The organism is Brevibacterium jeotgali, assembly GCF_900169175.1.
Taxonomy (GTDB): domain Bacteria; phylum Actinomycetota; class Actinomycetes; order Actinomycetales; family Brevibacteriaceae; genus Brevibacterium; species Brevibacterium jeotgali.
In genome coordinates this window covers 129790-143513 of the sequence record NZ_FXZM01000010.1, presented here as the reverse complement: position 1 = coordinate 143513, position 13724 = coordinate 129790, and the positions used below count along the sequence as shown (strand labels likewise).

At 69.8% G+C, this 13724-nt stretch carries 13 protein-coding genes; 6 read left to right on the top strand and 7 right to left on the bottom strand.

Annotated elements, in window-relative coordinates; all coding sequences use genetic code 11:
* Positions 1 to 172 precede the first annotated feature (172 nt).
* Positions 173 to 1375, bottom strand: coding sequence for a hypothetical protein (locus tag BJEO58_RS11070; protein WP_101589535.1), 1203 nt, complete (start codon positions 1373 to 1375; stop codon positions 173 to 175).
* A gap of 91 nt (positions 1376 to 1466) precedes the next feature.
* On the opposite strand from BJEO58_RS11070, the gene BJEO58_RS11065 reads away from it, so the two are divergent.
* Together BJEO58_RS11065 and BJEO58_RS11060 are read left to right on the top strand one after the other, a co-directional pair.
* Positions 1467 to 2375 (top strand): L,D-transpeptidase family protein, encoded by a 909-nt coding sequence (locus BJEO58_RS11065; RefSeq protein WP_101589534.1) that lies wholly within the window; start codon positions 1467 to 1469, stop codon positions 2373 to 2375.
* Positions 2372 to 3232: a dihydrofolate reductase family protein gene (locus tag BJEO58_RS11060; RefSeq protein ID WP_101589533.1), complete on the top strand. Its 861-nt coding sequence runs from the start codon at positions 2372 to 2374 to the stop codon at positions 3230 to 3232. Before BJEO58_RS11065 ends, BJEO58_RS11060 begins: the two co-directional genes overlap by 4 nt.
* 48 nt (positions 3233 to 3280) lie before the next feature.
* On the opposite strand, the gene BJEO58_RS11055 is transcribed toward BJEO58_RS11060, so the two are convergent.
* Positions 3281 to 4495, bottom strand: a complete 1215-nt coding sequence (locus BJEO58_RS11055) for an alpha/beta hydrolase family protein (protein WP_101589532.1) — start codon at positions 4493 to 4495, stop codon at positions 3281 to 3283.
* Between the two features lie 192 nt (positions 4496 to 4687).
* Here BJEO58_RS11055 and msrB point away from each other — a divergent pair, with 192 nt between their 5' ends.
* Positions 4688 to 5113, top strand: a complete 426-nt coding sequence (msrB, locus tag BJEO58_RS11050) for a peptide-methionine (R)-S-oxide reductase MsrB (RefSeq protein ID WP_101589531.1) — start codon at positions 4688 to 4690, stop codon at positions 5111 to 5113.
* Positions 5110 to 5703: a GNAT family N-acetyltransferase gene (locus tag BJEO58_RS11045; protein WP_246075987.1), complete on the top strand. Its 594-nt coding sequence runs from the start codon at positions 5110 to 5112 to the stop codon at positions 5701 to 5703. Before msrB ends, BJEO58_RS11045 begins: the two co-directional genes overlap by 4 nt.
* 67 nt (positions 5704 to 5770) lie before the next feature.
* Here the strand turns inward: BJEO58_RS11045 and hemQ are convergent, their stop codons facing one another.
* The 4 genes from hemQ to BJEO58_RS11025 form a co-directional block, all read right to left on the bottom strand.
* The gene (gene hemQ, locus BJEO58_RS11040; RefSeq protein ID WP_101589530.1) at positions 5771 to 6481 is read right to left on the bottom strand and encodes a hydrogen peroxide-dependent heme synthase; all 711 of its coding nucleotides are present in this window, start codon (positions 6479 to 6481) and stop codon (positions 5771 to 5773) included.
* 42 nt (positions 6482 to 6523) lie between these two features.
* Positions 6524 to 7966: a protoporphyrinogen oxidase gene (gene hemG, locus BJEO58_RS11035; protein WP_101589529.1), complete on the bottom strand. Its 1443-nt coding sequence runs from the start codon at positions 7964 to 7966 to the stop codon at positions 6524 to 6526.
* 5 nt (positions 7967 to 7971) lie between these two features.
* Positions 7972 to 9021, bottom strand: a complete 1050-nt coding sequence (gene hemE / locus BJEO58_RS11030; RefSeq protein ID WP_101589528.1) for a uroporphyrinogen decarboxylase — start codon at positions 9019 to 9021, stop codon at positions 7972 to 7974.
* A 64-nt stretch (positions 9022 to 9085) separates the two neighbouring features.
* Positions 9086 to 9520, bottom strand: a complete 435-nt coding sequence (locus BJEO58_RS11025) for a flavin reductase family protein (protein WP_425456996.1) — start codon at positions 9518 to 9520, stop codon at positions 9086 to 9088.
* 246 nt (positions 9521 to 9766) lie between these two features.
* Between BJEO58_RS11025 and BJEO58_RS11020 the strand changes: the two genes are divergently transcribed.
* On the top strand, positions 9767 to 10381 hold the full coding sequence (locus tag BJEO58_RS11020) for a DUF3000 domain-containing protein (RefSeq protein WP_101589556.1): 615 nt from the start codon (positions 9767 to 9769) through the stop codon (positions 10379 to 10381).
* On the top strand, positions 10378 to 11577 hold the full coding sequence (locus BJEO58_RS11015) for an HRDC domain-containing protein (RefSeq protein ID WP_101589526.1): 1200 nt from the start codon (positions 10378 to 10380) through the stop codon (positions 11575 to 11577). The genes BJEO58_RS11020 and BJEO58_RS11015 overlap by 4 nt, the downstream gene beginning before the upstream one ends.
* A 45-nt stretch (positions 11578 to 11622) precedes the next feature.
* Here the strand turns inward: BJEO58_RS11015 and dxs are convergent, their stop codons facing one another.
* Positions 11623 to 13527 (bottom strand): 1-deoxy-D-xylulose-5-phosphate synthase, encoded by a 1905-nt coding sequence (gene dxs, locus BJEO58_RS11010; RefSeq protein ID WP_101589525.1) that lies wholly within the window; start codon positions 13525 to 13527, stop codon positions 11623 to 11625.
* Positions 13528 to 13724 lie beyond the last annotated feature (197 nt).

Sequence of the window (13724 nt, the reverse complement as noted above, 5' to 3'; positions counted from 1 at the left end):
GCATGGTGCAAAGGAAGGGGGGCCGACGTACGCGTCGGACACCGCGGCGAGGATACGGCCCTGGTCGGTCAGGCCTCGCCGCGGCGGATAAGGAGGAGCAGTCCCCAGTTCATGGCAGTCACCCTATGCGCCTTCACGTGCCGCGTGCATGTCGGCGTCCGCATGATGGACGTCACTCCGCCTGCTCGAAGGTCGCGTCGGCCCGTGCCACGGAGAATGCCGCTCCAGTCTCCTCCGACGTGCACGACACGCCGGTCTCCTCCGAGGAGCAGATCATCCCGTGGGTCGTGACCGTCTGACCGTAGTCCAGCGTCTCTGCGTCGGTGGGGAAGTCCGCGGGCGTGCAGGAGAATCCCGCACCGTCGCGATTGGCCACGACGATCGAGCCCCACTCCTCCATCTCGCAGGTGTCCGGCGCGTCCGGAGGTGAGTACTCGAAGGACTTCACCACGCAGCGAGCGCGCTCCTCGTCGATGGTGCACCCGATGTTGCCCGACGGCGTGACGAACGATTCCGTGTCCGCGGCGGACGGCGCGGTGGTCCCGTCATCCGACTCATCGACGAGACCGCCTCCTCCCGTGGAGTCGTCCGTCGCGGGAGGGGGCGGCGCAGCCTGCTGGGACTGCCCACCGTCCCGCGTGACGGCGTCGACGAGGATCCACCCGCCGATCCCTGCGACCACCAGTGCCGACAGCACGACGAACGCGATCGCGAGCACAGGCATGCGGCGCCTGCGCCGCGGGGGTTCGGCCTGTCCCCCGTATGCGTAGCCGCCTCCCGCCGCAGGGGGCGGCATCGCGGGTGGCGCAGGGGCTCCGCTCTGCATCGGATACGTCGCCGACGCGGAGTGTCCCGGATGGATGTGGGGTGGAGCGGAGCGGGGCGCTGCGGGAGGAACTCCGGGCGCAGCCGGCGCCGTATAGGGCTGAGCGTGCGCGGAGAACACACCTGGTGGGGCCTGCGCCTGGGCCCGCGCTTCATCCGCTGCACCTGCCGGCGGCGCGTGGCCTGCGGCGCTGCTCCCGTCGCGCGGACCGTCCAGGGCTTCGATCCGCGAGGAGGCGGCCAGCTGGCGCAGCTCCTCCATCGACATCATCTGGGTGGACTCCCCCTCCTCCTCCGCCGCACCACGCCGGGCTCCGACCACGTCGCCGGGGCCCAGTGCCCGTGTGTCCGCATCCTCAGCAGACGGGCTCCGGGGGTCGCGGTCGGCACCGCCGTGGTCGCGGGCATCCGACTGCGCCCGGCCGGCCTCGGCTCGCCCCGAAGCGGAGCGCGCCTGGTCGACGAAGATCTGCGTCGTGAGCGACGGGTCGTCGGACGCGTGGGGCTGACGGCGCGGCGGTGGATGCTGCGGCGGAGGTGGAACAGACATAGTGACGACATCCTACGACGGCGAACCTCCGCGAGTACTCAGCCGGTGAGTCAGCCGTGACTCAGACCTCACCGGGTGGAAGACTGGGACCATGCACGGACTCCGCACCGGTGGCGCTCTCCGCAGGTCCCCCCGCCCTGCGATGGGCGTGCCCGTCGTCCTCGTCAGCGCGTTCACCGCAGCGCTCCTCGCCGCGCCCCCCGCAGCTTCCGCAGCTTCCGCGGCATCCGCGACGGCCGAGGGCGACCGTGCGGACACCCTCACGTTCCCCGCTCCCGCGCAGCAGGCGATCGTCGACTTCACCGCACCGCTCCAGCGAGCTCCGGACCTCCTCGACACCTCCGCCGCCGACTCCTCTGAGGAGGAGACTCCTCCGCCGGGCGGCGGCCCCGCGTCCACGGTCGCTGAGCTGACGGACCCGGCGGCGGGTCTGGGGCCGGTAACGGCCGGACGGATACCGGACGACTCGACGCAGGTCCTCATCGCCTCGGGCGCGGACGACGACTCGAGTCAGACCCGGCTGTCGCTCTGGGAGTGGGCCGATGACGCCTGGACGCGGACCGCGTCGATGGCCGGGCACAACGGCGGGAACGGGTGGAAGGAGGACCGCCGCGAAGGTGACGAGACCTCACCTGCGGGAGTCTTCAGCCTCAGCGATGCGGGCGGGTACCTCACCGACCCCGGATCGCTCCTGCCCTACCACCGCGATGAGGGCCTGCGCAGCGGTGCGGAATCCGTCTACGGCGACGGATACGCCTCCGTCTTCGACTACGTGATCGCGATCGACTACAACCGGAAGACGGGGGTCGCTCCCACGGAGAACACCCGCCCCATGGGCTGGGACGCGGGCGGCAAGATCTGGCTCCACGTCGAGCACGGGAACCCCACACGGGGCTGCGTCGCCCTCCCGGAAGAGGACATGGAGCTCCTCCTCACCACCCTCGACCCCGACAGATCGCCCCACATCGCGATGGGCAGTGAGGAGTACCTCGCACAGTGACGCACCGCATCCAGCTCTCGCAGCTGCACCCGGACCATCAGCCGCTGCCCGCCACCGAGGACGAAGCGGACCTCGTCCGGCTCTATCTCGATCGGAGCGGAGCGCCGCGGAGCAGCCTCCACGAAGCCGACGCCGCACGGCCCTGGGTCCGTGCGAACATGGTCGCCACGGTCGACGGTGCCGTCGCCGGGGCAGACCACCGTTCCGGTTCGATCTCGTCACCCGCGGACAAGAGGGTCTTCTCCGTTCTGCGCTCGCTCGCGGACGCGGTCATCGTGGGGGCCGGCACCGCCCGCGCGGAACGGTACACACGACTGCACGCGAAGCCACGGCATGCAGACCAGCGGGGCGACCGCGGCCAGGGCGCGGCTCCGCTGCTGGTCCTCGTGTCCCGCTCCGGACAGGTGGACCTGGACAGGCTCGACGAAGCAGGCAGCGGCGGAGTCGTCCTGCACGCGTCACGGGAGCGGTGCGGTCCCGCTCGTCGCGCGGAGCTCGTCGAACGGCTGGGCGGGGACGCGGTGGTCCTCCACGACGATGCGGTGGAACCCCGTGCCGTGATCGAGGATCTGCGCCGGCGGGGCTGTCGCGAAGTCGTGCACGAAGGCGGTCCGGCGCTGCTGGGGTCGTGGATCGGCGACGGCGCCGTGGACGAACTCTGCCTCACGACGACTCCCCTGCTCGCCGGCGTCCCCGATCCTGACGCACCCCGCGGCCTGCTCGACGGCCATGCCGGGGACGCACCTGTCCCACTGTCGCTGCTGAGCCTGGTGACGGATGGATCCGCACTCATCCAGCGCTGGGGACTCCCGACCCGACAGGCGGATCCACAGGAGGGCCGGTTCGGAGCCCGGTGAGTTCAGCAGGAGAGGTCGACGCAGACGGTGCCGGCCGGCTGTGAACGCTCACAGCTCCAGCTTGGACTCGAGGAAGTTCGCGACGTCGTCCTCCCAGCGCTCCGGGTCCACGTTCCACTCCTTCGTGTGGGCGGCTGTGTCGTACGTCGGCATCGTCACCAGGTCGAAGCGGACTCGGGCGAGTGCGTGCGACGGTCCCGAGGGGACGAACTGGTCATCATCGGAGTGGATGAGAAGCACGGGCTTGTCCAGCTCCGCTGCCCGCGTCACCCAGTCCAGCCGCTCCAGATCGATGGGAGTCTCCAGACCCGTGATCGACCGTGCCCAGGGCCGCGTGATCATGTCGAGCGTGAGGCGGGCGATGGGGGTCGGCAGGTAGTTCAGACGCGCCTGATTGTCGAGCACGTCGTGCCAGTCGACGACGGGCCCGTCCAGCACGAGACCCGCGATGAAGCCGCGATTGCGTCCCCGGGAGGCCGCCTGGAAGGCGATCGCACCGCCCATCGACCATCCGAAGACGACGACCTGCCGCGCGCCGTTGGCTCGTGCATAGTCGATCGCGACGTCGACGTCGAACCATTCCGTGTCGCCCAGTCCGTAGCGGGAGTGTCCGCCATCGCGCACTTCCGCGTCATTGCGGTAGGACATCGCGATGGAGGGCATGCCGATCGAGTCCAGGACGCGTCCGGCCCTGAGGACCTCCGCCCGCGTCGCACCGCGACCATGCACGAGGACCGCCCAGGTGTCGAGCGGCGCCGGTGCCGCGGTCGGCAGCAGCCAGGCCGGCAGCTCACCGACGTCGGACTGCAGGACGATGTCCTCGTAGGGGACGTCCAGCTGCGACGGATGGGTGAAGACGGTTCCGGTCCACCGGCCCCGGCGCGCTGCCGCGAGGTCGCCGGAGATCACGGAGGCGACCCGGCGGGCGACGGTCCGCGAGACAGGATCGTATTCGAGCACCTCGCCCACCTGGGCGAGACCGCGGCCGTTGTCGAACGCGAGCCCGTAGGTGCCGGGGAGGATCGTGTCCTTCGTGGCCGGGAGATGGACGACCAGTTCGTCATCGAACCCTGACACGTGCAGGATGTCGAGGTCCTCCGGCTGATTCTCCGGAACGACGATCCGCCGTGCGAAGTAGACGGCCAGGCCCGAGGAGGCGACGGACACCAGCACTGCGGCACCGGCGGCCACTCCCGCGGTCGTCACAGCGGCGCGCAGCGCCTTCTCACGCAGTCCGAGATCCCTCGAGGTGTCCTGACCCATGACCCACGATCCTACCGGCGAAGGCTGAGCGGCGGGAGTGCATCCGGCGATCCGTTCGTCCGTTCGGCCGCCGAAGCGTTCGGAGGCGCCCTCGGCAGGGAACACCCGGCGTCTGCTGGCCGTTACGCTGGTGTGCACCCACGCGGGTGAGCACATCATCCGACCCCACCGACGAAGGACGAGGAACCGGACGTGGACGACGACACGACAAGACCGACCGCAGTGCGCACCGAAGCCGATTGGCGAGAGATCCTCACCCCTGAGGAGTACCACGTGCTGCGTGAAGCCGGCACGGAGAGGCCCTTCTCCGGAGAGTACGAGAACGACCCCACGATCGGCGTCTACGCCTGCCGCGCGTGCGGCGCAGAGCTGTTCCGGTCAGAGACGAAGTTCGACGCCGCCTGCGGCTGGCCATCGTTCTACGCACCCCTGGCAGAGGACCGCGTCCGCTACATCAAGGACACGACGATGGGGATGGAGCGCGTAGAGGTCCGCTGTGCGACCTGCGAATCCCACATGGGCCACGTGTTCGGCAGTGAGGGCTTCCCCACCCCCACCGATCTGCGCTACTGCATGAACTCACTGAGCCTCCGCCTGGTCGCGGACTCCGCCGGGTGAGTGGACGACCGGCCGCTCCTCAGCCGATCCCGTCGGTCGCTGACGCGGGCACGCGTACCGTCTCACCCGACGGCTGGGTGCTCACGACCACGAGCGGGCTCACACTGCCGGAGCTCTATGGGATCCTCCAGCTGCGCAGTCGTGTGTTCGTCGTCGAGCAGGAGAGCCTCTACCTCGATTTGGACGGCCTCGACCTCCTGCCCGGAACCCTGCACCTCATGCTCCCCGCACCAGGAGAGGTCCTGCGCCCCGCGAAGGACTCCCACGGAGGCGCATCCGGTCTGAGCGCAGAACCCCGGGGCTACGCGCGGATCCTCCCGGACGGATACGAGGACGGGCCCGCTGCTCGTCCCGGTGCGCGCAGCATCGGCCGAGTCGTCACGTCACCGGAAGCCCGCGGCCGAGGCCTCGGCCGCCTGCTCCTGCAGGAGGCCGTCCGCCTGTTCGGCCAGAAGGACCTGACGCTGAATGCGCAGTCGCATCTGGACGGCTATTACGGCAGCTGCGGCTTCTCCGTGTCCGGCCCGGAATTCCTGGAGGACGGCATCCTCCACGTGCCGATGCACCGTCCCGGCTCCCCTGCAGCCTGAGCCGTCACCCGTGGGCATGCAGAGGGCGGGCGGATCTGAGATCCGCCCGCCCTGCTTCCGTCCCGGGTCAGCGCCAGTCAGAGAGGATGTCGACCAGTTCGCGGCGGGGGCCCGTGAAGAACGGGATCTCTTCGCGCACGTGCAGTCGGGCCTTCGTATCGCGGAGGTCACGCATGAGATCGACGATGCGGTCCAACCGCTCCGCTTCGAACGCGAGGACCCATTCGTAGTCGCCCAGTGCGAATGACGACAAGGTGTTGGCCTTCACATCCTTGTAGCCTGCTGCCGCCATACCGTGGTCGCGCAGCATCTGCGACCGCTCCTCCGGCGGCAGCATGTACCACTCGTAGGACCGGACGAACGGATACACACAGACGTAGTCGCCCGCCTCGTCGTCCGTGAGGAACGCCGGCAGGTGCGACTTGTTGAACTCCGACGGGCGGTGCACGGCCATGGCGGACCACACGGATTCCAGTGCCGCGCCCAGACGAGACCTGCGCACGGCCGCGTAGGCCTTCTGGATGAGCTCCGGGGTCGGTGCATGCCACCAGAACATGATGTCGGCGTCCGCGCGGAAAGCGGACACGTCGTAGATGCCGCGCACCACGAGGCCCTGCTGCTCGATCGGTGCGAGCGCCTCGCGCACTTCGGCCGCGACGGCGGCACGGTCCTCATCGCCCAGGTCGTCGACGGTGGCGAACACCGAATACGCGACGTACCGGATCTCTGCGTTCAGCTGCTCGATCTGCTCCGCCGTGGGCTGTGTGTACTCGCTCAAGGGATCCTCCTCGTAGTGGGGTGTGCTGATTCGACGTGTCTGTCAGGACAGAAGGCGGACGACGGTGCGCCGAGCCCGCCCGATGCACGCGGGGATGCCGACGCCGTCCAGGTAGCTGCCCGTCACGGCGACGCCGGGCAGGTGAGCCGCCGCCGCATCGATCGATCCGACGAGCCGTGCGTGGCCGGGGCGGTACTGGGGCAGCGCGCGCTCCCAACGCCTGATCTCTGCGTGGACGAGGTCGCCATCGTAGCCCGTGTGCTTCCGCCATTCGGCGAACGCTTCGTCCACGAGTGTCCCGTCGTCCTGCCGGGTCCACGCCTCATCCCCCTTGCGCCCGATGCTCACACGCACGACGTGGTCGCCCTGCGGAAGTGCGTCAGCCATCCAGGGCCACTTGTTCGATGAGAACGTCGACGCCTTCACGAGGCCGCCGGCGTCGGGCGGAACCAGGAATCCCGAGCCGTCGAGACCCGCTCCCCTGTCCCGCACGACACCGGTGAGGACGGCAGACGTCGCGTAGTCGACCTGCCGGAGCAGCGCGGTGACCGCGGTGGCGGGGCTGTCACGGGAGGCCGGGGCGCCAGCGGTCAGCACATCGTGAGCGGACCATGCGGGTAGCGCGACGACGACGGCGTCGAACTCCTCGACGCCCGCGTCCGTGGTCACAGCCGGCATTCGGCCCCCTGCTGTCACGGCGCGGACGGGCGTACCCCGCCGGAGGACCGCGCCGCGTGCGGTCAGGACATCGGTGAGTGATGACACGAGGCTGTTGATCCCGCCCGCCAGCGACAGGAAGACGGGCGGCGCTTCGGCTGCACTGCCGGCCGCCGCACGAGTGCCGGCTCCGGGGATGTCCGCGCCCGAGGTCCTGGTGCGTGCCGCCAGCACCTCTGCGACCGCCTCGCGCACGGAGGTGCCGGCGCGGGCTGCCGGGAGGAGCGCAGGCACGGTGGCCTCGAGGGACAGGTCCCGGCACCGGCCGGCGTACACCCCGCCGATGAGCGGATCGAGCACCCTGTCGACGAGCTCGTCACCCAGCCGCGCCGCGAGGAAGTCCCCGCAGGACACGTCCCCCTCGATGGCAGGGGTCAGCACCTCGTCGCGCACCCGGGCGACCCCGTCCTCGCTGAGCACTCCCCGGAGTGACTCCGGGTCTGCGGGCACCCCCATGAGCGTCCCCGCCGGGATCGGCGCAGGACCATGAGGCGTGACGAGTCGCGAACCGTGGGCGCGCGAGGGGAACACCGGACTGAGTCCCAGTTCCTCGATCAGGTCGCGGGCCTCCGGACGACGGTAGAGGGAGGCCTCTGCACCATCGTCCGCACCGATCGGCAGGTGACCACCGAGCTCCGTGCGCGACAGACAGCCTCCCGCGACGTCCGACGCCTCGAAGACCGTGACGGCCGCGCCGCGCTGCACGGCGGTGAATGCAGCCGTGAGGCCGGAGACTCCCCCACCGACGACGGCGATCGACTGCGGCATGCGGATCAGGAGCCCAGGATCTCCGAGGAGACCCTGTGGACCTCCTCGACGACGAGCCCGGGGACGGCCGGATCGGTGTCGGGCAGAACGCCGTGGCCCAGATTGAAGACGTGTCCGCCGTCGTGGGTGAGGCCTGCTCGCACGATCTCCTCGACGCGCGGACGGAGCACGTCCCACGGTGCGAAGAGCATCGCAGGGTCGAGGTTGCCCTGGAGGGCCTGCCCGGGACGGACGCGACGAGAAGCGTCCGCGAGGTCGACGCGGAAATCGACGCCGACCACGTCGCTGCCGACCGTCGCCATATCCGGCAGCAGCTCACCCGTCTGCACTCCGAAGTGGAAGGACGGGACGTCGTGATGGGACAAGGAGGAGAAGACGGCAGCGGAATGCGGGAGGACGAACCGCCGGTAGTCGGCGGCTGACAGGTAGCCGGCCCACGAGTCGAACAGCTGGAAGGCCTGGGCTCCCGCGGTCAGCTGGACGTCGATGAAGGTGGCGGACATGCGTCCGAGCTTCTCGAGGATCGCGGAGAACAGCTCCGGGTCCCCCAGCATCATCGCCTTCGTCTTCTCGTGGTTACGGCTGGGACCGCCCTCGATCAGGTAGCTCGCCACGGTGAAGGGCGCACCGGCGAAACCGATGAGAGCCGTGTCCGGATGCTTCGCGTCGAGCTCTGCACGGACCCGACCGATCGATTCGGCGATGTCCGCGATCGCGTCCGGCGTCAGGTCCTCGAGTCGCTCCAGGTCGGCACGTGTGCGCACCGGATGCTCGATGACCGGGCCGGTGCCCGGCACGATCTCCACCGCGACACCGGCCGCCTCCAGCGGTACGACGATGTCGGAGAAGAAGATCGCGGCGTCGACTCCGTGCCGACGGACCGGCTGCAGCGTGATCTCCGAGACGAGATCCGGGGTGCGGCAGGATTCCAGCATGCTCGTGCCGGCGCGCAGTTCGCGGTATTCGGGGAGCGACCTCCCCGCCTGCCTCATGAACCACACCGGAGTGCGACTGACGGACTCGGACCGAGCGGCGGAGACGAGGGTGTTGTGCATGGGACCCAGTCTCGCAGACCGTCGCGCGCGAGGAGAACACCGCTGCGCCGCGGAACCGCGGGTCTCAGCTGGTGGGCGCCCCGTCGTCCGGCAGCCGGTGGAACGCGCGGTTGCGGTAGACGAGGGCGTCCCCCGGATCACCGCGCTTCACCTCCGTGATCTCCGCCACGACCACGACGGCCTCACCGAGTTCGACGGTGTGGGTGACATGGCCGACGAGTGACGCGGACGCGCCGGTGAGCACCGGCGTGCCGTCCGGCAGGTACTCCCAACCCTCTTCGGGGGTGAAGCGCTCGGACCCGTGCACAGCGAACTTCCGGGCGAGCTCCGCATGCCGAGCATTCACGAGGTTCACACTGAGCACGTCTGCTCCGAGCAGCCCCACTGCGGAACGGCTCGACCGCATGAGCGAGAAGAGGACGGTCGTCGGCGTGACGGACACACTCGCGACGCTGGAGGCGGTCATGCCGACGGGGCCCCCGTCGCCGGAGGCTGCGATGATCGCGATCCCCCCGGGGTGGTGCCTGAAGGCCGTCCTGAATGCGTCGCTCAGATCCTGGTCGGTCGGTCGCGGGTGTCGTCGTGTCCACTGCTGTCATCGCCCTCCGTTCCACCGCTGTGCAGGCCCGCTGACCGGGCCGCAGACGGCTCATGCTCCTCAATGCACGAATGCGTCGGATCTATTCCGGTGCGGCCTCGGCGTGGATCCTGTGTGTCGCACCCCTCAGCCCCTATCGTGGACGACGTGGCATCACCGTCCTCGCTCCATCCAGTCCCCCAGTCGTTCTCCCGCGTGAAGAACGTGCTCGAGGGAGTCGCCGACGTGCCCCATGTCTCCGTCTCCGCGATCAGGGCACCGTCGAAGCTCGCCCCGTTCGCCACCGCGATCGGCGCCGAAGTCCACGCCGACGCCTCGTTCCAGCGGGTGTCCGGCGAAGAGATCGACGAGCTCGCCACCGGACGCGTCGTCGTGCTCCACGATCCGGCTGCCCCCGACGAATGGCAGGGGGACTTCCGCATCGTCTCCTACATCCGCGCAGAGCTGGAGCATGACATGGGGAACGAGGCCATGCTGGGCGCCGTCGCCTGGTCCTGGCTGACCGATGCGCTCGACGCGCACGACTGCGAGGTGCTCGCCGCGGGAGGCACCACGACACGGGTCCTGTCGGAGAGCTTCGGGACGCTCTCCGCGCGCCCGTCGACGATCGATCTCGAACTGCGCGCCTCGTGGACCCCCGTCCTCGCCGAACCCGAAGACATCACCGACCACTTCGACGCCTGGGTGGACCTGCTCACGACGATCGCGGGACTGCCGCCGCTGCCGGCCGGCGTCACCGCACTCCCGGGGCGACGCCGGTGAGCTCAGGGAACACGGATGAGTCGCTGCCCCTGCTCAGCGCGCCGGCCGACGGGGTCCCCGACGTGGTCGACACCCCCGCTGGTCTCGACGAGGCCGCACGCACGCTCGCAGCGGGGACCGGATCGGTCGCGGTCGACGCGGAGAGGGCTTCGGGATACCGCTACGGCCAGCGCGCATTCCTCGTCCAGCTCAAGCGCGAGGGTTCGGGCACGATCCTCATCGATCCCGAACCGTTCGCCGACCTGGGGCCCGTCGACGACGTGCTCCGCGGCACGGAATGGGTCCTGCACGCCTCGACGCAGGACCTCCCCTGCCTCTCGGACCTCGATATGCGGCCCGACGCGCTGTTCGACACCGAGGTGGCGGCGCGATTCCTGGGCTTCGAGCGCTTCGGCCTCGCCGCAGTCGTGGGCGAGACCGTCGGTGTGAGGCTCGCGAAGGAGCATTCCGCCGTCGACTGGTCCACCCGCCCCCTGCCGGAGTCCTGGCTGGCCTACGCCGCCCTCGACGTCGAGGTGCTCCTCGACGTCGCGGACGATCTGGACGCCCGTCTCCATGCCGCGGGGCGTGCCGAGTTCGCCCAGCAGGAGTTCGAGCACCTCCTCGACTTCACACCGACCGTGCACGACGAGCCGTGGCGCCGACTCAACGGGCTGGGCTCTCTCAAAGTGCCCCGCCAGCTCGCCCGCGCCCGCGAGCTGTGGACCTCTCGCGAGAACATCGCCCGCGACGGCGACGTCGCTCCGAGTCGCATCCTGCGTGATCGTGAGATCGTCGCACTCGCATCTGCACGAGTCCGCACCGCCGATGACGTCTTCCGCACCCTGGGAACCGGCCGGCTCACGCGACGGCACGCACGGCGCTGGACGGACGCACTGATGCGAGCCGACTCCCTGCCCGAACCGGAGCTCCCCCGCAGGCTCAGGAGCCCGGGATCGGGCCGGCGATTGGATCGCAGCCTCGTGAAGGAGCGCACCGATGCGCTGAAGGCGGGGATGCGGGAGCTGTCGGACACCACAGGCATCCCCCACGATCTCCTGCTGCAGCCGGCGCTCGTGCGCAGCGCAGCGGCGCTCCCCGAACCGGGAGATCGGGAGGCACTCGCGGAGTTCCTCGTCGACGCCGGCGCCCGTCAGTGGCAGCGAGAGCTGTCCCTGCCGGTGCTGGTCGACGCCGCCCGCTCCGTGAAGGGCTGAACGGGCGCCTTCCCCGGAGCCTGGCTCACCGGGTCCGGGGAAGCCTCACGGGGTCCGGGGAAGCCTCGAGAGGATCTGCTCCGTCATCGCCTCGACCGTGAGGCCCGCGTAGTCGAGTACCTCCTCACGCGTCCCCTGGGGCAGGAACACATCGGGGACGCCCAGCTCGACGACGCCCACAGTGGAGTCGTCCGCACGCAGCTCCTGACGCAGTCGTGATCCGATCCCTCCTGTCCGGATGCCGTCCTCGATCACCGCGGCCAGTCGGTGGACCTGTGCCATCGACTGGACCGATTCCGGGACCGGCAGGGCCCAGCGCGGGTCGACGACAGTCGCTCCGATACCTGCGTCCGCGAGCCGCTGGCGCACGGCCAGCGCACGGTCCGCCAGTGCTCCCACTGACACGATGAGCACATCCGCGGACAGGCCCTCCGGAACCTCCGCGAGCACGTCTGCCCCGTCATCGGTCCGGCGCAGGTGCGAGATCTCAGTGCCGACCTTTCCGCGGGAGAACCGGACCACGGTCGGAGCGTCCTCGACTCCGACCGCCTCGCCCAGCTCCTCGACGAGGCGTTCGGCATCGCGGGGCGCAGCGAGGCGGAGACCCGGCACCGCCTGCAGCAGCGCCATGTCCCAGATGCCGTGGTGGCTCGCGCCGTCCGGCCCTGTCACACCGGCGCGATCCAGAACGAACGTCACGCCCTGACGATGCAGGGCGACGTCCATGAGGACCTGGTCGAAGGCCCGGTTCATGAACGTCGCGTAGAGGCAGACCACCGGGTGCAGCCCTCCGTACGACAGTCCGGCAGCAGAGGCGACCGCGTGCTGCTCCGCAATGCCCACATCGAAGACTCGCTCGGGGAACTCGTCCCGGAAGCCGCTGAGCCCCACCGGATCGAGCATCGCTGCAGTGATCGCGACGATGTCCTCGCGCCCGCGTGCGAGGTCCGTGATCGCGTCGCCGAAGGCGCTGGTCCAGGACCGCCCGGTGCTCGGCTGCGACTTCCCGGTGATCGGGTCGATCACTCCCACTGCATGGAACTGGTCGACCTCGTCCTCGATCGCGGGGCCGTAGCCGAAGCCCTTCCGCGTGACCGTGTGCACGACGACCGGACCGCCCTCGAAGTCCTTCGCGAGCTGCAGTGCCCGTTCGACGGCTTCCTGGTCGTGGCCGTCGACCGGTCCGATGTACTTGAGCCCGAGCTCGTCGAAGATCCCCGTCTGGGCGTCGGCCGTCATATCGCGCAGGCCGCGCTTCACTCCTCGCATGGCCGTGTACGCCGCGCGGCCGGGGGGCCCCGACTGCTGCAGTCGCTCCTTGCCCCATGACAGCAGCTTCTCGTAGCTGTTCGACGCGCGCAGCGAATCGAGGTGCGCAGCCATGCCGCCGACGGTGGGGGCGTAGGACCGTCCGTTGTCATTGATGACGATGACGAGTTTGCGCGGGGGGCGGGAATCATCGGCTGCGATGGTGTTGAGCGCCTCCCACGCGACCCCTCCGGTCAGCGCGCCGTCGCCGATCACGGCGACCACCCACCGGTCGTCCTCGCCGCGCAGCTGATGAGCCTTCGCGATCCCGTCCGCCCACGACAGCGAGGTCGACGCGTGCGAGTTCTCGATGACGTCGTGCTCGCTCTCCTCCCGCGAGGGGTAGCCGGAGAGACCACCGCGCTGGCGCAGCGTCGCGAAGCGATCACGACGCCCCGTCACGTACTTGTGGACGTAGGACTGATGCCCCACGTCCAGGAGGATCGTGTCAGCCGGACTCTCGAACACTCTGTGGAGTGCGAAGGTGAGCTCGACGACCCCCAGATTGGGGCCCAGGTGGCCGCCGGTGCGCGAGATCGTCGCGACGAGGTCCTCGCGGATCTCCTTGGCGTACACCTCGCATTCCGCGAGGGAGAGGGCCCGCAGGTCTGCGGGTGAGGAGACGGACTCCAGGAAAGTCATCGGGGGCGACTCCTATCGGACGGGCGAACGACGTTCCATCCTAACGCCTGCAGACCGCACCGAAGCGCTCGTCCGGCGGCGCACCCACCGGCCGCGGACCATCGAGGGACGGGTTCTGCAGATCGGGGCGGCCCGTTCCGCCGCTGATCCGGGCGGGAGCACAGCGACACGGAGAAGCCCCCACCGATCGGTGGGGG